A 16,143-nucleotide genomic window follows, 5' to 3' on the forward strand; every position below is an offset into this window, starting at 1 on the left:
CTATTGCTGGCCGGTGCTGGGTTGTGTTGCCGGCGCGGCGGGTGCCGTCGGCGTCGGTTTCGCCGGCCCTTCCTTGCCGTCCGGATCGCGGAAGTAGCGGAAGAACTCCGAACTCGGCGACAGCACCATGGTCGTTCCGGTATTGTCCAGGGCCGTGCCATAGGCATTCATCGACCGGTAGAAGTCGAAGAAGGCCGGATCGCGCTTGTAGGCGTCCGCGAAGGTGGCGCTGCGTTGGGCTTCGCCCTCGCCGCGCAAGATCTCGGATTCCTTTTGCGCTTCGGCAACGATCTCGACCACTTCACGATCGGCGCGTGCCGTGATGCGTTGTGCCGCTTCATTGCCGCGTGCCCGAAGCCGCGCGGCCTCGGCCAGGCGTTCCGCCTTCATGCGGTCGTAGGTCTGCTGTGAAACCTCGGCCGTGAGGTCGGTGCGGCGGATGCGGACATCCTCGATCTGCAGGCCGAGCGAGGTGGCGTCGGGCCGGAGTTGATCGCGCACTTCGCGCATCATCACCGCACGCTGTTCCGAGAGCGCCGCTTCGAAGTCGCGCAGACCGTAGACGCGGCGCAAGGCAGCGTCGAGACGCGTCCTCAGCCGCGCCTCGGCCAGTTCGATCTGACCGGAGACGGCGGCACGGAAGACGCGCGGGTCCGAGATGCGATAGGCGATGAAGGCATCGACTTCATAGAACTTGCCGCCCGATACCTGGACGCGGATGTTGTCGAGGTCGAAGCGCAGCACCCTGTTCTCGATCAGCTGCACCGTATCGGCGTCGAAGAACGAGAACGGCGCCTTGAAATAGATGCCGGGCTCGCTCTTGACGTCGACGATCTCGCCGAACCTCAGCACCAGCGCCTGCTGGCGTGCATTGACCACGAAGACCGAGGAATAGATCAGGAACAGGATGACCGCCGCGATGACGACGAAAATGGGAAGACGGTTGGCCATCACTGGGTACCTCCCGTGTTCACTGCGGGTGCGGCCGGAGCCGGCGGTTTCGGCTGCAATGCCGGCAGCGGCAGATAGGGCACGACGCCTTGTCCGTTGCCTTGCTCGACGATGACCTTGCTCGAGTCCTTCAGAACCCTCTCCATGGTTTCCAGATAGAGGCGCTTGCGGGTTACATCCGGCGCCTTGGCGTATTCGTCATAGACCGAGATGAAGCGCTGGGCCTCACCTTCGGCTTCCTGCACCACGCGGTTCTTGTAGGCGGCCGCGTCTTCGCGGATCTGTGCCGCCTCGCCGCGCGCCTGGCCAAGCTTCTGGTTGGAATACTGGTTGGCTTGCTCGACGAACTTGTCCTCGTCCTGCTCGGCGCGCTGCACCTCGTCGAACGCATCGGCCACTTCGCGCGGCGGTGCCGCATCCTCGATCGAGACGGCGTTGACGTTGAGACCGGCCTTGTAGCCGTCCAGCGTCGTCTGGATGATCTCGCGCACCGAGGCCGCTATGCCCTGGCGGTCGTCGCGAAAAATGTCCTGTGCCGGCCGGCGGCCGACGGCTTCGCGCATGGCGCTTTCGGCGACCTGCCGCAGCATGCCGTCCGGATCGGAGACGTCGAACAGATAGGCGCGGGGATCGGAGACCTGGTAGGCCACCGAAAACTGCACGTTGACGATGTTCTGGTCGCCCGACAGCATCAGGCCGTTGCCGCTGGTGTTGCCGCCGCCAATGTCGACGAGCTGCTCGGAAATCTTGGCCGTCTCGACGGTTTCAAGCGGCCACCAATGGAAATGCAGCCCAGGCTGCGAGAGTTCGGGTTTCGGCTTGCCGAAACGCAGTTCGACCGCGACCTCGTCGGGCTGCACCGTATAGACCGCCTGGAAGGCCCACAGAACGACCAGCACCGCGGCGATCAGCCCGAACACAGCCGGACTTGCACCGCCACCGCCGGGCAGAGCGCGCCGCAACCGGTCCTGGCCGCGGCGGATAATGTCTTCGAGGTCGGGGGGCGATCCTTGCGGGCCGCTTGGCCCCTTTGGCCCCTGCCCCCAGGGCCCCTGATTGTTACCGCCGCCGCCCCACGGGCCGCCGCCTCCGCCACTCTTGTCGTTCCAGGGCATGAATGTCCTTTCGCTTGGAATTCCCTCAAGCGCCGGAGTTACGGCGCAAATCCAGTGTTGTTCTTCTATAGGGACGCCACGGCACGCTTTCAACGCGATGCGCCGCCGACATCATCTGTTTTGGGCCGGTAGCGACCCTTTGTCGTCCTTCAATGCACTGTTTGTCCATCAAAGTATCGGGCGGCGGCGCTCATAAACCGAATAGCGCGTTGCATGGCTGTCCTTTTCCCCGGCCGCAACCTCCTGCGAACTGACCATGCGCCATGTCTGGGGGTCGATCGGCGGGAAATGCGCGTCGCCGTCGATGGCGGCCAGCACATGGGTAACGTGCAGCCGGTCGGCCAGCGGCAGCGCCTGAGCATAGATCTCGCCGCCGCCGATGACGCAGACCTCGTCCACGCCGGTCATGCAGCGTCCGCGCACCGTTGCCAGCTGAATGGCGGCTTCCAGCGTATGCGCCACTTCGACGCCCTCGGCGCGCCAGGCCTTGTCGCGGGTCACGACGATGTTCAGCCGGCCCGGAAGAGGGCGGCCAATGCCTTCATAGGTCTTGCGGCCCATGATGATGGGCTTGCCCATCGTGTCGGCCTTGAACCGCTTGAGATCGGTGGAGAGCCGCCAGGGCAGTCCGCCGTCCCGCCCGATCACGCCGTTCTCGGCAATGGCGACGTAGATTGCGACATGCATCAGTTCGCGTCCCCGCCATTGCTGTCCGACGGTTCAAGCAGCAGGATATCGATGTCGTGCTCCGGGTAAAAATCGTTCGCGGTCATCTCGAAGGTCGTCGGTCCGACCTTTTTGACATTGTCGCCGCAGAACGAGACCAGGGCTTTTGGATTGCCCTTGTCGATGGTCAGCTTGAACTTGCCGATAGTGCCCGCCGCCCAGTTGCCGCCGGTGGTCAGGATGTAGGCGATGCGGCTTTCGTTGTACTGGGGATAGCCGTCCGGATTGTCCTTGGCCGCCTTCCGCACCGCGTTCTCGAACGTGTCGTCCATGCAGTAGCGGGTCTTGTATGCCGCATACTGCCCCTGGAACTGGCCGTCATAGAAGAAGCTGACCGACGACGTGCCGCCGACGCTCGGCTTGTAGCGATGGGAAACGTGAACGTCCTTGTTGGCCGGAAAGGTCGAGCGCCACCAGTAGGTCGAGCGCAATTGCCAGAACGGCGCATAGGTGGATTTCATGCCGCTGCCGTCGTCGGCGGTGTCCTCGATGATGATGCCGCGGTTGACCCAGTCATCGGCCACCGCTTGCGGCAGCTTCGCCAATGCCGCCTTGGCGGCGTCGCCGAATGGGTTGAACGGCACATTCTGCGCCTTGAGATCGGCGCTGATGTCGATGCCGAGCGCGAACACCTTCTGCTCGAGCTGAGGCTTTGCAGCGGCACCGTCGATCGTTACCTCGAAGCCCAAAAAATTGTCGCTCTGGTTTTCAGGAATCGCCGGCATCTCTTCCGGATCACCCGAAATATCGGGCATCGGGAAGGCGACGATCGCATCGACATCCCGATCGGTGTTGTTGTGGAAGACGTAGTCGACTGTCACCTTTTCGGGCGAGATGAAGAGGTCCTCGCTTTGCATCGCGACAGCATCGCTGCGCGACAGGATCAGGCCGCCGGTGCCGAGCTCGGCAACCGAATCGTTGGCCAATACGGGTGCTGCCGAGAGCGCCAGCGCCGCAGCCAGAACATATCGCAACATCGAAGCCCCCTCGGCAAGAATACCCTGGTGACCCTAGCCGTTTCAATGTGACGTTTCAAAGCCCTTCCGCTTGCGTGACTACGCCACACCGTCTGGATGCGCTAGCAGCGGTCTGGACACGCGAGCGGTCTGGACTAACAGGTTGCGATCGGGCAGGAGTTCGCTTCATGCGCAAGCTTCTCGTCATCGGCATCGGCGCCGGCAATCCCGACCACATGACCGTCCAGGCCATATCAGGCCTGAACCGCGCCGAGGTGCTGTTCATCCCCGACAAGGGCGCCAGGAAGAACGACCTCGCCGAATTGCGGCGCGAGATCTGCGACCGTTTCGTCACCAACCCGAAATCGCGCCGCGTCGAATTCGACGTGCCTGTTCGCGCCGAGCCGACGTCGTCCTACCGCTCGACCGTCGACGACTGGCACGAGGCCATCGCCGCCATCTACGAAGGCCTGATCCGCGACGAGCTTGCGGAAAATGGCTGCGGCGCCTTCCTGATCTGGGGCGACCCTTCGCTCTACGACAGCGCGCTGCGCATCCTCGAGCGGGTGCGCCTGAGAGACAATGTTGCCTTCGAACTGGAGGTCATCCCCGGCATATCAGCCATCCAGGCGCTTGCCGCCAGCCACAAGACGGCGCTGAACCGCATCGGCGATTCGATGCTGGTCACCACCGGCCGCAGGCTGACCGAGGAAGGTCTGGCCAACAACGCCGGCAGTACAATCGTCATGCTGGACGGCAAATGCGCCTTCAACACGCTTGCCGACCCGGATGTCACCATCCATTGGGGCGCCTATCTCGGCACGCCGGACGAGATCATCATCGCCGGCCGCCTTGGCGATGTCGGCGCCGAGATCGAAAAGGTCCGCGAGGAAGCCCGCCGGCAAAAGGGCTGGATCATGGACACCTATCTGCTGCGCAAGCCCGGCGAATAGGAAGGCAATAAGGGAGTACGGCGGTAGGTGAAGGAATTTTCTGTGCTTGAAGACAGCCACGACTGACTGCCCTACTGCCCTACTGCCCTACTGCCCTACTGCCCTACTGCCCTACTGCCCTACTGCCCTACTGCTGCCCCCTAGCCCGCATCGATCTCCGCCTGCAGCGCATCCATGTGTGTCGCCGCCGCCGCGGTGGCCGCGCGCTCGATGGCGCGAAAGCGGCTGACCACCGCGAGCCCAATGGCCGTCAGCTGCGCGCCGCCGCCCTTGCGGCCTCCGGTCTGCGCGGCGACCAGCGGCTTGCCGAACACCCGGTTCATGTCCTCGACCAGGTCCCAGGCATGCTTGTAGGACATCTCCATGCCGCGCGCGGCGGCCGAGATCGAACCGAAGGTGGCGATCTGCTCCAGAAGCTCGATCTTGCCCGGACCGATCCGACCGTCGGGGTCGAGATTTATCCGCAAGCTCAGCGATGGCATCTTTGTTCCTCCGCGGTCACCAGGACTCTTGCCGAAGCCACTTCGGCGATACCGTTATTCCAAAACAATATAGCGCCGATCGCCACCCCTGTCAGCTATCGGCCTCGAGCGGCAGGCCGGCGCCGGTGTTGGCCCGGTCGAAACTGACTGTCTTGATCACGGCAAAAACCTTGCCGCCAAGCCGCAGTTTCAGCGCCTGCCGCGACTGTTCGGTGATGCGGGCGAGCACGGCTACGCCATGACAGTCGATGCCGACCTCGACCGCCGGCCCCTCGCCCGGGCTGATCGCGACGATCGTGCCGGGCAGGATGTTGAGCGCGCTGAGCCCGGTCGGCTTCTCCGTGGCGATCATCACATCGCGGGCACGGATGCGGATGCGCACGGAAGCGCCTGTCCTCATCGCCAGGCGCGGCACGCGGATCTCGCCGGCGGCCGAGCCGAGCACGGTCATGCCGAACACCTCGTCGTGGCGCAGCACTTTCGTGTCCAGCACCGCGCCGCCCTCGCCGCGCTCTTCCACCGGCAACAGGTCAAGCCTCTGCATGACAGCCTCGGTCGCACCGCTGGCAACCACCTTGCCTTGCGCCAGCATCACCACGTCGCTCGCCAGCCGCGCCACCTCGGCAACCGAATGGCTGACATAGACGATCGGGATTTTCGTCTCGTCGCGCAGCCGTTCGATATAGGGCAGGATTTCTGCCTTGCGTGCCTCGTCGAGCGACGCGAGCGGCTCGTCCATGAGCAGCAGTTTCGGACTGGCCAGCAGCGCCCGGCCGATCGCCACGCGCTGCTTCTCGCCGCCCGATAGTTTTGCCGGGCGCCGAGCGAGCAGAGGTCCGATGCCGAGCAATTCGACGACGGTATCCATGTCCGCATAACGCTCCTGTGCGGGCGTGAACCAGCGGCCGTAGCGCAGATTGCCGGCCACGCTCATATGCGGGAACAGCCGCGCGTCCTGGAACACCATGCCGATGCGGCGCTTGTGCTTCGGCACGAAAATGCCCTTGGCAGTGTCGACCAGCACCCGGCCGTCGACCTCGATGCGCGCCCTGTCGGGCCGGATCAGGCCGGCGACCATGTTGATCAACGTGGTCTTGCCCGAACCGGACGGCCCGAACAGCGCCGTCAGCCGCCCGGCGCTCTCGAAGCGCGCCTCGATGGCGAAGTCGCCAAGCCGATGGCTGATGTCGACGAGAACGCTCATTCGATGTCCATCCGCCGCCCGACCCGCCGCGCCAGCACTTCCGAGGCCACCAGTGCCGCCATCGAAATGACGATCGAGATCAATGTGAGCCGCAGCGCGCCCTCATCGCCGCCCGGCACCTGCGTAAAAGTGTAGATCGCCGACGGCAGCGTCTGCGTCTCGCCCGGAATGTTGGAGACGAAGGTGATGGTCGCGCCGAATTCGCCCATGGCCTTTGCGAAGGCCAGTATGGCGCCGGCGATGAGCCCGGGCAGGATCAGCGGCAGCGTGATGGTGGCGAACACCCACAAAGGATTGGCGCCAAGCGTGCCTGCCGCCGCCTCCATCTTGCGGTCCACCGCCTCGATCGACAGCCGGATCGCCCGCACCATCAGGGGAAAGCCCATGACGCCGCAGGCCAGCGCCGCACCGGTCCAGCGGAACGAGAAGACGATGCCGAAATGCTCGGCCAGGAAGGCACCGGCCGGGCCGCGCTTGCCGAAGGCCAACAACAGGAGATAGCCGGTCACAACAGGCGGCAGGATCAGCGGCAGGTGAACCAAGCCATTGAGCAGCGTCTTGCCCCAGAACTGTCCGCGGGCAAGCAGCAATGCGATCAGAATGCCAGGCGGCAGGCTGGCGAGCATCGCCACGCTCGCCACCTTGATGGACAGCCGGACCGCATTCCATTCGTCGGGAGTGAGGTCCAGCAGCCAGTTCATATTGCGCTATCAGGCCCTGTTCAGTTGCTCGGCGTGAGCACGGTAAAACCCTGTTCCTTGAAGAGCGCACCGGCCTTGGCGGACTGCAGGCATTTGAGGAACGCCGGCGTATCCTTGTCCTTCGAATCGGCGGTCCGGGCAACCGGATAGATGATCGGCGGATGCGAATCCTCCGGGAAGGTGCCGACGACCTTGACGCCTTTCTCGGCATGCGCGTCGGTGGCATAGACAATGCCGAGAGCGGCCTCGCCTGTCGAAACCAGCTTGAGCGCCGCGCGCACATTCTCGGCCTGCGCCACCTTGCCCTCGACCGACGACCAGACGCCCAGCGATTCCAGCGCCGCCTTGCCGTACTTGCCTGCCGGCACCGCCTTGAAGTCGCCCATGGCGAGCTTGCCGTCGCCGATCAGCTTGGCGAGGTCGAAACCCTTCTCGATCTTGGTTGCAACCGTCGAATCCCTCGGCGCCACCAGCACGATCTCGTTGCCGAGCAGCTTCACCTCGGTATCGGGCTTGGTCAGCTTCTTGTCGGAAAGATATTTCATCCAGTCGAGATCGGCCGAGATGAAGACGTCGGCCGGTGCACCGCCCTCGATCTGCTTGGCGAGTGCCGAGCTTGCCGCATAGGAGATGGTCGCGGCCTCGCCGACATCGGCCTCGCAGGCTTTGTTCACAGCATCGAGCGCGTCCTTGAGGCTGGCCGCCGCGAACACCACGACCTTGTCTTGCGCATGCGCGGCCGGCGCTACCGCCATCAACGTCGCGGCGAAACCGCCAATGGCGATTGCCTTCAGCCCGAAACCCTTGCGCGTCATGGAAAACTCTCCCTGGTTTGAAATCCGTCGGCGCGAAGCCTGCCGATCGATATATCCGTATGAATATAACAAGGGAAGGCCTGGCGGCTTGCGAAACGCCTATGTCTCGTCGATTGTTCTGCTAAGACGACCGGGAAACCCTAATGTATGCCGCCCAAAAGTGACCTCGGCTTGGGAGAACGACATGCATAAAAGCAAAGGAGAGCCCAATGAAGATCAGCGCCCGCAACGTGCTCAAGGGAACGATCACCGAAATCGTCAAGGGAGCCACCACTTCGCATGTCAGGATCGACATTGGCGGCGGCGCCATCGTCACCGCCTCGATCACCAACGAAGCGGTCGCTGACCTGAAGCTCGAAAAGGGCAAGCAGGCCTATGCCGTGGTCAAGGCCTCGGACGTGATGGTCGGTATCGACTGACGGGCCAAGCGCGAGGTGTTCAGATTCAGGTCAGGCCGCATCACCTGAATATCCACATGCCTTAAACGGCGATCGGCGCCTTGATCGAGGCATCGGCGACATAACTCTCCAGCTGGAAATCCTCGAAGCGGAAGGCGAACAGGTCCTTCACCTCCGGATTGATCCACATCGTCGGCAGAGCCCTCGGCGTGCGCCGCAACTGTTCGCGCGCCTGTTCGAAATGGTTCGAGTAGAGATGCGCGTCCCCCAGCGTGTGGACGAAATCGCCCGGCTTCAGCCCGGTCACCTGCGCCACCATCAGCGTCAGCAGCGCGTAGGATGCGATGTTGAACGGCACACCAAGGAAAATGTCGGCCGACCGCTGGTAGAGCTGGCAGGAAAGCCGGCCCTCGGACACATAGAACTGAAACAGACAATGGCAGGGCGGCAGCGCCATGGCTTCCACCTCGGCCGGGTTCCAGGCCGAAACGATCAGCCGCCTCGACTGAGGATTGCGGCGTATCTCCTTCAGAAGATTGGCGATCTGGTCGATCGAGCCGCCATGGCCGTCCGGCCAGGAGCGCCACTGCTTGCCGTAGACGGGGCCAAGGTCGCCATTCTCGTCGGCCCATTCGTCCCAGATCGTGACGCCGTGGTCGGTCAGATATTTGATGTTGGTGTCGCCGGCCAGGAACCACAAGAGTTCATGGATGATCGACTTCAGATGCAGCTTTTTGGTGGTGGTGACGGGAAAGCCGCGCGCCAGGTCGAAACGCATCTGGTAGCCGAAGACGGAGCGCGTACCGGTGCCGGTGCGGTCGCCGCGGTCGGCGCCATTGTCCAGCACATGCTGCAAGAGGTCGAGATATTGGCGCATTGGTTCCAGCTCGATTCGGGTGTCTGGATATTATAGCGGCCATACCGGCGGCCGAACACAGCAAAACGGCGCTACTTGCGCACCACTCTGTCTAGGCGTCTGCGCCGCCCCTCATTGCCCTGCCGGGCATTTCTCCCCGTATAGTGACGGGGAGAAAGTGGCTGGCCGCAACGCCGGCGCCAGCCTTCGCAAATTGACGCGATCGTCAGAGCGAACCGAGTTTGCCCAGATCCTTGGCCACCAGATAATAAAAGGTCACGCGGCTCTTGGTGTTGTCGGCGTGCATCGCCTTGCAGGTCTTCTCGATCGAGGCGTCGGCCTTGGCCCCGTCGCTGACGCCGAGCTTCTTGGCCACCCAGCTCTCCTTGACGCGCTCGAGCTCCTTCGGATCGGTGCAGGACACCAGCGAGGAGTCGCGGTTCCTCAGCGCAATGCCCAGATGCTTGACGATCTTTTCGACCGCGTCGGCGCTGGCGCCCGCGTCGTATTTCTTCACATCCGCAAGATAGTCGGCCATCAAAATTCCCCTCGTCGGCGCCACGGATCCGATCGATGAGGGCTGTGGCGCGCTTCGCAATCTGTGCGCTAGGTCGCTAACTCCTCACCGCCCGCAAAGCTTCCGTTGAGACCGCGCCCAAGTCAACCCTTGCCGTCGCAATTTGACACAGGGACAAAGCGCCATTGCGGCCTTTCATTTCCACGCAACGCCCCCTATATTCGATTTGTCGGCTTGACCGACTATGGCGATAAATGGGCGATGAAATAAGCCGTTCGGACCCGGGGGCGGTACCCGGCGCCTCCACCAAAAGCTGCTGTTGACGACGAGCGGTTTTTGCTGGGGGCGAAATAGGATCGACGAAGGTGTAAAGATCGTACTTTTGCCCGGCATTGTACCACCGTCATCGGGCTAAACTTATAGTTGCCAACGACAACTATGCGGAAGCACGTCTCGCTGCTTAATGCAGTGCGATAGCTTCAAATCAAGCCCTAGGGGTTCGCACTTCTAGGCGGGGTTCGGAGGTACCTGGCAACAGAAACCTCCACTTCTCCCCCTCAATCCAAATCATGCGCAACGGCCGCTTCTCGCCGTCGAGACTTCGCATGGCCGTGAGCCGCGAAGCCGCCGCATCGCATGTCTCCTTCTTCATGGGCAGAAAAATGCAAAACGATTCCGATCGATTCTTCGTGCTGTCCGGCGGTCCGGGCTCCGGCAAGACCACTTTGATCACTGCGCTGCAACAGGCGGGCTTTGCGACTTCCGTGGAAGCCGGACGCGGCATCATCCGCGACCAGTCCGCCATTGGCGGAACCGCCCTGCCCTGGAGCGACCGCGCACTGTTCGCCGAACTCATGCTGTCCTGGGAGATGGGCTCATATCAGACCGCTATCGAGCAGACAGGACCGGTCTTCTTCGATCGCGGCGTGCCGGACACGCTTGGCTATCTCAAGCTGCTGAGCGGCTTGCCCGTGGCAGCACACATCAGAACCGCCGCCATGCGCTTCCGCTACAATCCGCGTGTGTTCATCGCTCCGCCCTGGCCTGACATTTTTACGCAGGATGAAGAACGCAAGCAGACACCAGACGAGGCCGAGCGCACTTATCACGCACTGGCCGGCGTCTATGCGGAGTTGGGCTACGAACTGGTTCCGCTGCCCCTGGCGCCGGTCGAGGCACGAGTGGGTTTTGTATTGGCCGAGGCGGGGCTCAAATGAAAAAGGCCGGGAAAACCCGGCCTTTTCATGGGATTGCAGACAGCGCCTATTCCGCCGGCGCTTCGACCGCTTCGCGCGAACGGCCAAGCGTGACCTTGGCCAGCGTGAACGAAATCACCGCGCACAGCGTGATGCCGGCGACCATCGGGAGCGGCGTGCCGTCGAAAAACACGCCGGCGACGCCCATGGCGAGCGCGCCGATGGCGAAGTGCAGCGTGCCCATCAGCGCCGAGGCCGTGCCGGCGATCTCGCCATGCTCTTCCATGGCCAGCACCGAGGTGGTCGGAATGACCAGGCCAAGGAAGCCGTAGCCGACGAACAGCAGGGCTGCCATCACGTCGAGCCGGTCGACGCCCGTCGCCATGATCGCGAGCAGCACCACCATCGTCGAGGCATAGCCGGTCACCGCGACACGCACCACGCGCCGCAGCCCAAAACGCTCGGCCAGCAGGCCCGTCAGCTGCGACATGCCGATGAAGGCCACCGCATTGATCGAGAAGAACACGCTGTAGACCGAAGGCGACAGCCCGTAATGGTCGATCAGGATGAAGGACGAGCTCGACAGATAGACGAAGAAGCTCGCAATGCCGAAGCCGGCGATCGCCACCAGGCCGAGGAAATTGCGGTCGCCCATCAGGAAGCGGTAGCCGGCAAGCGCGGTTCCGAACGAGGAACCGACGCGTTCTTCCGCCGGCCGCGTCTCCTTGAGCGAGGTCGCGAGCAGGATCGTTGCAAGGGCCGCCGCGCCCGTCACCGTCCAGAACACGGCACGCCATCCGAAATTCTCGATGATCTGGCTGCCGGTCAGCGGCGCCAGGATCGGCGACACCGAGAAAACCAGCATCAGCAAGGACATCAGCTTGGCCGCTTCATTGCCGGTGTGCAGGTCGCGCACGATGGCGCGCGGCACGGCCATGCCGGCGCTGGCGCCAAGGCCTTGCAGGAAACGGAAGGCGATCAGCCACTCGATGGTCGGCGCCATTGCCGAACCGATGCCGCCGACCATGAACAGTCCAAGGCCGCCATAGAGCGGCAGCTTGCGGCCGACCATGTCGGAAATCGGCCCGACGACGATCTGGCCGAAACCCATGGACAGGAAGAAGATCAGCAGGCTCATCTGCACGGCGGCGGTGCCGGCATGCAGATCCGCGCCGATCGAGGGCAAAGCGGGAAGATACATGTCGATCGCGAAGGGGCCGATGGCGGACAATAGGCCGAGCACGACCGCAATGCGGAGGAATTTGGGACTCATGATATTGGCTTCTTTCGAATTCTGGTTGCCGCCGCCAGGCGACGTCAAACCCTAGGACGTTCCATCCCGCGAGATTCCGACTCCACAGGAACGAATTCTGTTCTTCCCCGGCGCGAAATCTCTTTATCGTATGTCCACAAATTTAGACAGTCTTGTCTAAATCGTCAATCACCTCTATATAGATTTTCATGAGAGCGAGCGTTTCTCCTGACACTTTCCCGCCACGTGGCCATGAGGCCAAGCGCCTGTCGATCGTCGACGCCGCTGCCGGTGTGTTCTGTCGCGAAGGCTTTGCCGGCGCCAATATCGACCTGATTGCCGCCGAGGCTGGAGTCTCGCGCCAGACCGTCTACAACCACCATGGCGACAAGGAAAAGCTGTTCATGGCGGTGGTGCGCGACCTCACCGATCGCTGCAATGTCGGCATCTTCGCCACCATAGCCACCTTTCCCGATCAGCCCGGCGATCTCGAAGCGGATTTGATCGGCTTTGCGGTGCGCCTGAACCAGAACTGCATCTGCAACCGCGACGGAAAATTCCTGCGCAAGCTGATCCAGACCGAAGGCGAGCGCTATCCCGAACTGTTCGCCGAATGGCGCGAACAGGGCCCGGGCAGGACATGGCCGGCAATCGCCGCCCGCCTCGCCCGCCTCGCCTATGGCGGCTACCTCACAATCGACGACCCCGACGTCGCGGCGCGCCAGTTCCTCGGCCTGGTCAATGCCGAACTGCAGATCACTTTCATGCTCGGCGGCTCGCCGCGCGAGGACGAAGTGCTGCAATCGGCGACGAATGGCGTGCGCACTTTCCTGCGCGCTTTCGGCAAGCGCCCTGCCCCGGGCAGCGTCAAAAAGCACACTGCGCTGGCTAACGCATAACATTTACGGTTGCCGGCAAGCCGCGCTGCCGATCAAATCGTTGGCAATAGTTCTCGCTTCGACGCGACGGTGGGCTATATCAGGTTTACGCCGCGCTCAAGCTTGATTACAGCTATGCGGACGATTCAACGGAACCCGACCACCACATGGCCGACGACCACATCCGCTACGACATTCTGGCCCAGGAGGCGTTGCGCGGCGTCATGCGCAAGGTCCTGGCCGAGGTCGCACGCACCGGCCTCCCCGGCAACCATCATTTCTTCATCACCTTCCTCACCGGCGCGCCCGGCGTGCGCGTGTCGTCGCGCCTGCGCGAGCGCTATCCCGAGCAGATGACCATCGTCATCCAGTTCCAGTATTGGGACCTGAAAGTGACCGACACCGGCTTCGAGGTTGGCCTGTCCTTCTCCGATGTGCCGGAAAAGCTCGAAATCCCGTTCTCGGCCGTGCGTGGCTTCTATGATCCCTCGGTCAATTTCGAGCTTGAGTTCGACGTCAAGACCGAGGCGCAGCCCGAAGAGGAACCGGCCCAGCCGGCGTCCGAGCCGCTGACCATCGTTTCCGAGAAGAAGCCGAAGGCCGAGAAGAAGGCCGCCGCCGAGCCGGAGAAAAAGCCCGCAGCGGCTGACGCCGGCGCCAAAGGCGCCGAAGTGGTTTCGCTCGACGCCTTCCGCAAGAAATAGGCTCCCGGGCCATGGCCGATATCGTCAACCTCCGCCAGGCCCGAAAGCAGAAGGCGCGGGACGAGAAGACGCGCGTCGCCGAACAGAACCGGGCCTTGCATGGCCGCTCCAAGGCGGAGAAGCAACGCGACCGGCTGAATGCCGACAAGGCCGAGAAATTCGTCGCCGGCCATCGCCTCGAGCGGTCCGGCAAGGACGAGCCGTGAGTCTCGGGCCGTGAGCGTCGTCGAAAAGCGCTCCGTGACCATTCACGGCCATCGCACCAGCTATTCCCTGGAAAAGCCCTTTTATGACGATCTCGTCGCCATCGCCACGGCGAGAAAGCTGACGCTCGCCGCGCTCGTGGCCGAAGTCGACGAGACGCGCCCCCGCGACACCAACTTGTCCTCGGCGCTGCGGCTGCATGTGCTGGAATGGGCGAAGCGCGGGGCGAACGCCTAGAGCAATTCCAGGAAAAGTGTGAGCGATTTCCCCGGGCAAAGCGCATAGCGCTTTGCCCTTGGGAATTGCGTCAAAACAAAGAGTTAAAGCGGTTCGCCGTTTCCATGAAACGGCGAAACGCTCTAGACGCCCTCGACAGCGTCCGTCTTTTTCCCGCGCCTGGTGCCGAAGCCAAGCAAGGTAGAGCGGTCGCGCTCCTCGGCCTGTTTCCTCGACCGCACGCCCATCAAATCCTTCCAGCCGACATAGCCGACCAGTTGCAGGCTTTCGCGGGTGACGACCGGCAGATGCGAGACGTTGGCCATCAGCAGCTTGTCCGAAAGGCCTTCCAGATATTCGTCCGGAAAAGCGAGCGTCACCTTGCTTCCGGCAAGCAGGTCGCCGAGCGTCGTCGTCCGGTGCTTGCCGGCGCGGCGCCAGCGCAGGATCGCCGGCGGATCGATGAGGCCAAGCACCCGCCTGTTCTCGTCGACAACCGGGAAGCTCGGATGCCGGGTTTCCGGCGCGGTCAGGAAGGCGGCGGCGCCATGCAGCGTCATCGTCGCCGGCACGCTCTCGACCTGCGACGTCATCACCTCGCGCACCCTGGTCAGCGCGAAGGGATCGACGCGGTATTCGCGAACGAGGTGGTGCCCTCGCCTGGCGATCTTCTCGGTCAGGATCGACCGCTTCATCAGGAGCACTGTGACGGCATGCGCCGCGGCACAAGCCGCGATCAGCGGCACCAGCACATGCGTGTTGCCGGTCAACTCGACGGCGAAGAAAGTGGCCGTCAGCGGCGCCCGCATCGTGCCGCCCATGGTCGCGGCCATGGCCAGCAGCGCCCAGAAGCCTGGATCCGCCGCTGGCAGGATGCCGGCGAGCACCGCCCCCATTGCGCCCCCCATGATCAGCAGCGGCGCCAGCACACCTCCTGATGTTCCCGAACCGAGCGCCACCGACCAGATGATGGCCTTGACCACCAGCAGCAGCAGGGCGGCGGCCGCGACCGTGCGGCCATCCAGCATGTCGGCGATGTTGTCATAGCCGACGCCGAGCGCCCGTGGCTCGATCAGTCCGCCGATGCCGACCACCAGGCCGCCGATCATCGGCCACCACATCCAGTGGATGGGCAGTTTCTGGAAGGCGTCCTCGCAGGCATAGACCATCTGCGTGAGCAGCCCCGATAGCAGGCCGGCGCAAATGCCGACCAGAACCCAGCCGCCAAGCCCGGTGAACGAAACCGCCATGCCGCCCTGGAACGGAAAGATCGGCCCGGGCAGATGCAGCACGGTGCGCTCGACCTCCGCCACGATGGCCGCGACCGCCACGGGGATGAAGGAGCGCGGCGTCCATTCGAACAGCAGCAGTTCCACCGCCAGCATGATGGCCGCGATCGGCGTGCCGAACACGGTGGTCATGCCGGCCGCTGCCCCTGCCACCAGCAAAGTCTTGCGCTCATTGTCGCTGACCGGCAGCATCTGCGCGATCAGCGAGCCGATGGCGCCGCCGGTCATGATGATCGGCCCCTCGGCGCCGAATGGGCCGCCGGAGCCGATGGAGATCGCTGACGACAACGGCTTCAGGATCGCCACCTTGGCGCCGAGTTTCGAACGTCCGAGCAGGATCGCCTCGATCGCTTCGGGAATGCCGTGGCCACGGATCTTCTCGCTGCCGTAGCGCGCCATCAGGCCGATGATCAGCGCGCCGATCACCGGCACCACCACCGCGGCAAGCCCAAGCGGCGTATCCTGCAATTTCAGCTCGGCGAGCGAAAACTGGCCGAAATAGGCGATGTTGGTGGCAAGCCGGATCAGTTTCAACAGCGCAATGCCGGCGAACAGCCCCGCCGTGGCGACCACCACGGCAATGGTGGCGATGGTCAGCACGCGCGCGTCGGTGGTGAAATCCCTGAGATGGCTGTTTTCGGAGGGCTTCATGGCTGGCTTTCTGGCGGTGGCCGGATCTCGGATATGCCGGCACGGCGAAGACGCCGGCCAGACTTGTCGGCTCGCTATC

The 16,143-nt window shown here is 63.3% G+C and carries 19 protein-coding genes and 1 other RNA gene; 8 read left to right on the forward strand and 12 right to left on the reverse strand.

Translation table 11 applies throughout. The features are described from left to right. From hflC to AC1DPX_RS10630, 4 genes are all read right to left on the reverse strand, one after another. Positions 1-951: a protease modulator HflC gene (hflC, locus tag AC1DPX_RS10615; RefSeq protein WP_202359123.1), complete on the reverse strand. Its 951-nt coding sequence runs from the start codon at positions 949-951 to the stop codon at positions 1-3. After that, entirely contained in the window at positions 951-2,066 is a 1,116-nt protein-coding gene (gene hflK, locus AC1DPX_RS10620; protein ID WP_202359122.1) for an FtsH protease activity modulator HflK, read from the reverse strand. Before hflK ends, hflC begins: the two co-directional genes overlap by 1 nt. A gap of 168 nt (positions 2,067-2,234) precedes the next feature. Then, the gene (locus tag AC1DPX_RS10625) at positions 2,235-2,753 is read right to left on the reverse strand and encodes a dihydrofolate reductase (RefSeq protein ID WP_477236418.1); all 519 of its coding nucleotides are present in this window, start codon (positions 2,751-2,753) and stop codon (positions 2,235-2,237) included. Further along, a complete protein-coding gene (locus AC1DPX_RS10630) occupies positions 2,753-3,769 on the reverse strand; it encodes a DUF4424 domain-containing protein (protein WP_477236420.1) in 1,017 nt (338 codons plus the stop codon). The genes AC1DPX_RS10625 and AC1DPX_RS10630 overlap by 1 nt, the downstream gene beginning before the upstream one ends. 167 nt (positions 3,770-3,936) lie before the next feature. On the opposite strand from AC1DPX_RS10630, the gene cobF reads away from it, so the two are divergent. Next, entirely contained in the window at positions 3,937-4,701 is a 765-nt protein-coding gene (cobF, locus tag AC1DPX_RS10635; RefSeq protein ID WP_477236422.1) for a precorrin-6A synthase (deacetylating), read from the forward strand. A 140-nt stretch (positions 4,702-4,841) separates the two neighbouring features. On the opposite strand, the gene AC1DPX_RS10640 is transcribed toward cobF, so the two are convergent. From AC1DPX_RS10640 to modA, 4 genes are all read right to left on the reverse strand, one after another. Then, a complete protein-coding gene (locus AC1DPX_RS10640) occupies positions 4,842-5,183 on the reverse strand; it encodes a winged helix-turn-helix domain-containing protein (protein WP_010910183.1) in 342 nt (113 codons plus the stop codon). A 91-nt stretch (positions 5,184-5,274) separates the two neighbouring features. Next, positions 5,275-6,387, reverse strand: coding sequence for a molybdenum ABC transporter ATP-binding protein (gene modC / locus AC1DPX_RS10645; RefSeq protein WP_477236424.1), 1,113 nt, complete (start codon positions 6,385-6,387; stop codon positions 5,275-5,277). Continuing rightward, positions 6,384-7,088 (reverse strand): molybdate ABC transporter permease subunit, encoded by a 705-nt coding sequence (modB, locus tag AC1DPX_RS10650; RefSeq protein ID WP_477236426.1) that lies wholly within the window; start codon positions 7,086-7,088, stop codon positions 6,384-6,386. Before modB ends, modC begins: the two co-directional genes overlap by 4 nt. Before the next feature lie 20 nt (positions 7,089-7,108). Further along, a complete protein-coding gene (gene modA, locus AC1DPX_RS10655) occupies positions 7,109-7,903 on the reverse strand; it encodes a molybdate ABC transporter substrate-binding protein (protein WP_477236428.1) in 795 nt (264 codons plus the stop codon). 209 nt (positions 7,904-8,112) lie between these two features. Here modA and AC1DPX_RS10660 point away from each other — a divergent pair, with 209 nt between their 5' ends. Further along, positions 8,113-8,322: a TOBE domain-containing protein gene (locus tag AC1DPX_RS10660; protein WP_063172453.1), complete on the forward strand. Its 210-nt coding sequence runs from the start codon at positions 8,113-8,115 to the stop codon at positions 8,320-8,322. Positions 8,323-8,383: 61 nt separating this feature from the next. On the opposite strand, the gene AC1DPX_RS10665 is transcribed toward AC1DPX_RS10660, so the two are convergent. Beyond that, positions 8,384-9,178, reverse strand: coding sequence for a thymidylate synthase (locus tag AC1DPX_RS10665; protein ID WP_202359115.1), 795 nt, complete (start codon positions 9,176-9,178; stop codon positions 8,384-8,386). Positions 9,179-9,383: 205 nt separating this feature from the next. Next, positions 9,384-9,695, reverse strand: coding sequence for a DUF2853 family protein (locus tag AC1DPX_RS10670; protein WP_064983857.1), 312 nt, complete (start codon positions 9,693-9,695; stop codon positions 9,384-9,386). Positions 9,696-9,863: 168 nt separating this feature from the next. Between AC1DPX_RS10670 and ssrA the strand changes: the two genes are divergently transcribed. Both ssrA and AC1DPX_RS10680 read left to right on the forward strand, forming a co-directional pair. After that, positions 9,864-10,223: a transfer-messenger RNA gene (gene ssrA, locus AC1DPX_RS10675) on the forward strand. Between the two features lie 113 nt (positions 10,224-10,336). Then, complete coding sequence (locus AC1DPX_RS10680) at positions 10,337-10,891, forward strand: AAA family ATPase (protein WP_477237481.1); 555 nt, start codon at positions 10,337-10,339, stop codon at positions 10,889-10,891. A gap of 46 nt (positions 10,892-10,937) precedes the next feature. Here the strand turns inward: AC1DPX_RS10680 and AC1DPX_RS10685 are convergent, their stop codons facing one another. Further along, positions 10,938-12,143, reverse strand: a complete 1,206-nt coding sequence (locus tag AC1DPX_RS10685) for a multidrug effflux MFS transporter (RefSeq protein ID WP_010910191.1) — start codon at positions 12,141-12,143, stop codon at positions 10,938-10,940. A gap of 188 nt (positions 12,144-12,331) precedes the next feature. Between AC1DPX_RS10685 and AC1DPX_RS10690 the strand changes: the two genes are divergently transcribed. From AC1DPX_RS10690 to AC1DPX_RS10705, 4 genes are all read left to right on the forward strand, one after another. Continuing rightward, positions 12,332-13,021 carry a TetR/AcrR family transcriptional regulator gene (locus AC1DPX_RS10690; protein WP_202359114.1) on the forward strand — a complete coding sequence of 230 codons (690 nt, stop codon included), beginning with the start codon at positions 12,332-12,334 and terminating at the stop codon, positions 13,019-13,021. 146 nt (positions 13,022-13,167) lie between these two features. Further along, the gene (locus AC1DPX_RS10695) at positions 13,168-13,704 is read left to right on the forward strand and encodes an SspB family protein (RefSeq protein WP_477236430.1); all 537 of its coding nucleotides are present in this window, start codon (positions 13,168-13,170) and stop codon (positions 13,702-13,704) included. An 11-nt stretch (positions 13,705-13,715) separates the two neighbouring features. Next, complete coding sequence (locus AC1DPX_RS10700; protein ID WP_202359112.1) at positions 13,716-13,910, forward strand: DUF4169 family protein; 195 nt, start codon at positions 13,716-13,718, stop codon at positions 13,908-13,910. A gap of 10 nt (positions 13,911-13,920) precedes the next feature. Then, positions 13,921-14,145 carry a ribbon-helix-helix domain-containing protein gene (locus tag AC1DPX_RS10705; protein WP_477236432.1) on the forward strand — a complete coding sequence of 75 codons (225 nt, stop codon included), beginning with the start codon at positions 13,921-13,923 and terminating at the stop codon, positions 14,143-14,145. Positions 14,146-14,267: 122 nt separating this feature from the next. Here AC1DPX_RS10705 and AC1DPX_RS10710 read toward each other — a convergent pair whose 3' ends face one another. Further along, the gene (locus tag AC1DPX_RS10710) at positions 14,268-16,064 is read right to left on the reverse strand and encodes a chloride channel protein (RefSeq protein WP_477236434.1); all 1,797 of its coding nucleotides are present in this window, start codon (positions 16,062-16,064) and stop codon (positions 14,268-14,270) included. Positions 16,065-16,143 lie beyond the last annotated feature (79 nt).

It is taken from the genome of Mesorhizobium sp. 01N446 (assembly GCF_056399285.1).

Bases quoted from the DNA above. Each gene is read 5' to 3' on its own strand.
- AC1DPX_RS10685 (WP_010910191.1), bottom strand. From the start codon at position 12,143: ATGAGTCCCAAATTCCTCCGCATTGCGGTCGTGCTCGGCCTATTGTCC.
- AC1DPX_RS10670 (WP_064983857.1), bottom strand. From the start codon at position 9,695: ATGGCCGACTATCTTGCGGATGTGAAGAAATACGACGCGGGCGCCAGC.
- modC (WP_477236424.1), bottom strand. From the start codon at position 6,387: ATGAGCGTTCTCGTCGACATCAGCCATCGGCTTGGCGACTTCGCCATC.
- modA (WP_477236428.1), bottom strand. From the start codon at position 7,903: ATGACGCGCAAGGGTTTCGGGCTGAAGGCAATCGCCATTGGCGGTTTC.
- AC1DPX_RS10660 (WP_063172453.1), top strand. From the start codon at position 8,113: ATGAAGATCAGCGCCCGCAACGTGCTCAAGGGAACGATCACCGAAATC.
- cobF (WP_477236422.1), top strand. From the start codon at position 3,937: ATGCGCAAGCTTCTCGTCATCGGCATCGGCGCCGGCAATCCCGACCAC.
- hflC (WP_202359123.1), bottom strand. From the start codon at position 951: ATGGCCAACCGTCTTCCCATTTTCGTCGTCATCGCGGCGGTCATCCTG.
- AC1DPX_RS10665 (WP_202359115.1), bottom strand. From the start codon at position 9,178: ATGCGCCAATATCTCGACCTCTTGCAGCATGTGCTGGACAATGGCGCC.
- AC1DPX_RS10695 (WP_477236430.1), top strand. From the start codon at position 13,168: ATGGCCGACGACCACATCCGCTACGACATTCTGGCCCAGGAGGCGTTG.
- AC1DPX_RS10690 (WP_202359114.1), top strand. From the start codon at position 12,332: ATGAGAGCGAGCGTTTCTCCTGACACTTTCCCGCCACGTGGCCATGAG.
- AC1DPX_RS10710 (WP_477236434.1), bottom strand. From the start codon at position 16,064: ATGAAGCCCTCCGAAAACAGCCATCTCAGGGATTTCACCACCGACGCG.
- modB (WP_477236426.1), bottom strand. From the start codon at position 7,088: ATGAACTGGCTGCTGGACCTCACTCCCGACGAATGGAATGCGGTCCGG.
- AC1DPX_RS10625 (WP_477236418.1), bottom strand. From the start codon at position 2,753: ATGCATGTCGCAATCTACGTCGCCATTGCCGAGAACGGCGTGATCGGG.
- AC1DPX_RS10640 (WP_010910183.1), bottom strand. From the start codon at position 5,183: ATGCCATCGCTGAGCTTGCGGATAAATCTCGACCCCGACGGTCGGATC.
- AC1DPX_RS10700 (WP_202359112.1), top strand. From the start codon at position 13,716: ATGGCCGATATCGTCAACCTCCGCCAGGCCCGAAAGCAGAAGGCGCGG.
- AC1DPX_RS10680 (WP_477237481.1), top strand. From the start codon at position 10,337: ATGCAAAACGATTCCGATCGATTCTTCGTGCTGTCCGGCGGTCCGGGC.
- AC1DPX_RS10630 (WP_477236420.1), bottom strand. From the start codon at position 3,769: ATGTTGCGATATGTTCTGGCTGCGGCGCTGGCGCTCTCGGCAGCACCC.
- hflK (WP_202359122.1), bottom strand. From the start codon at position 2,066: ATGCCCTGGAACGACAAGAGTGGCGGAGGCGGCGGCCCGTGGGGCGGC.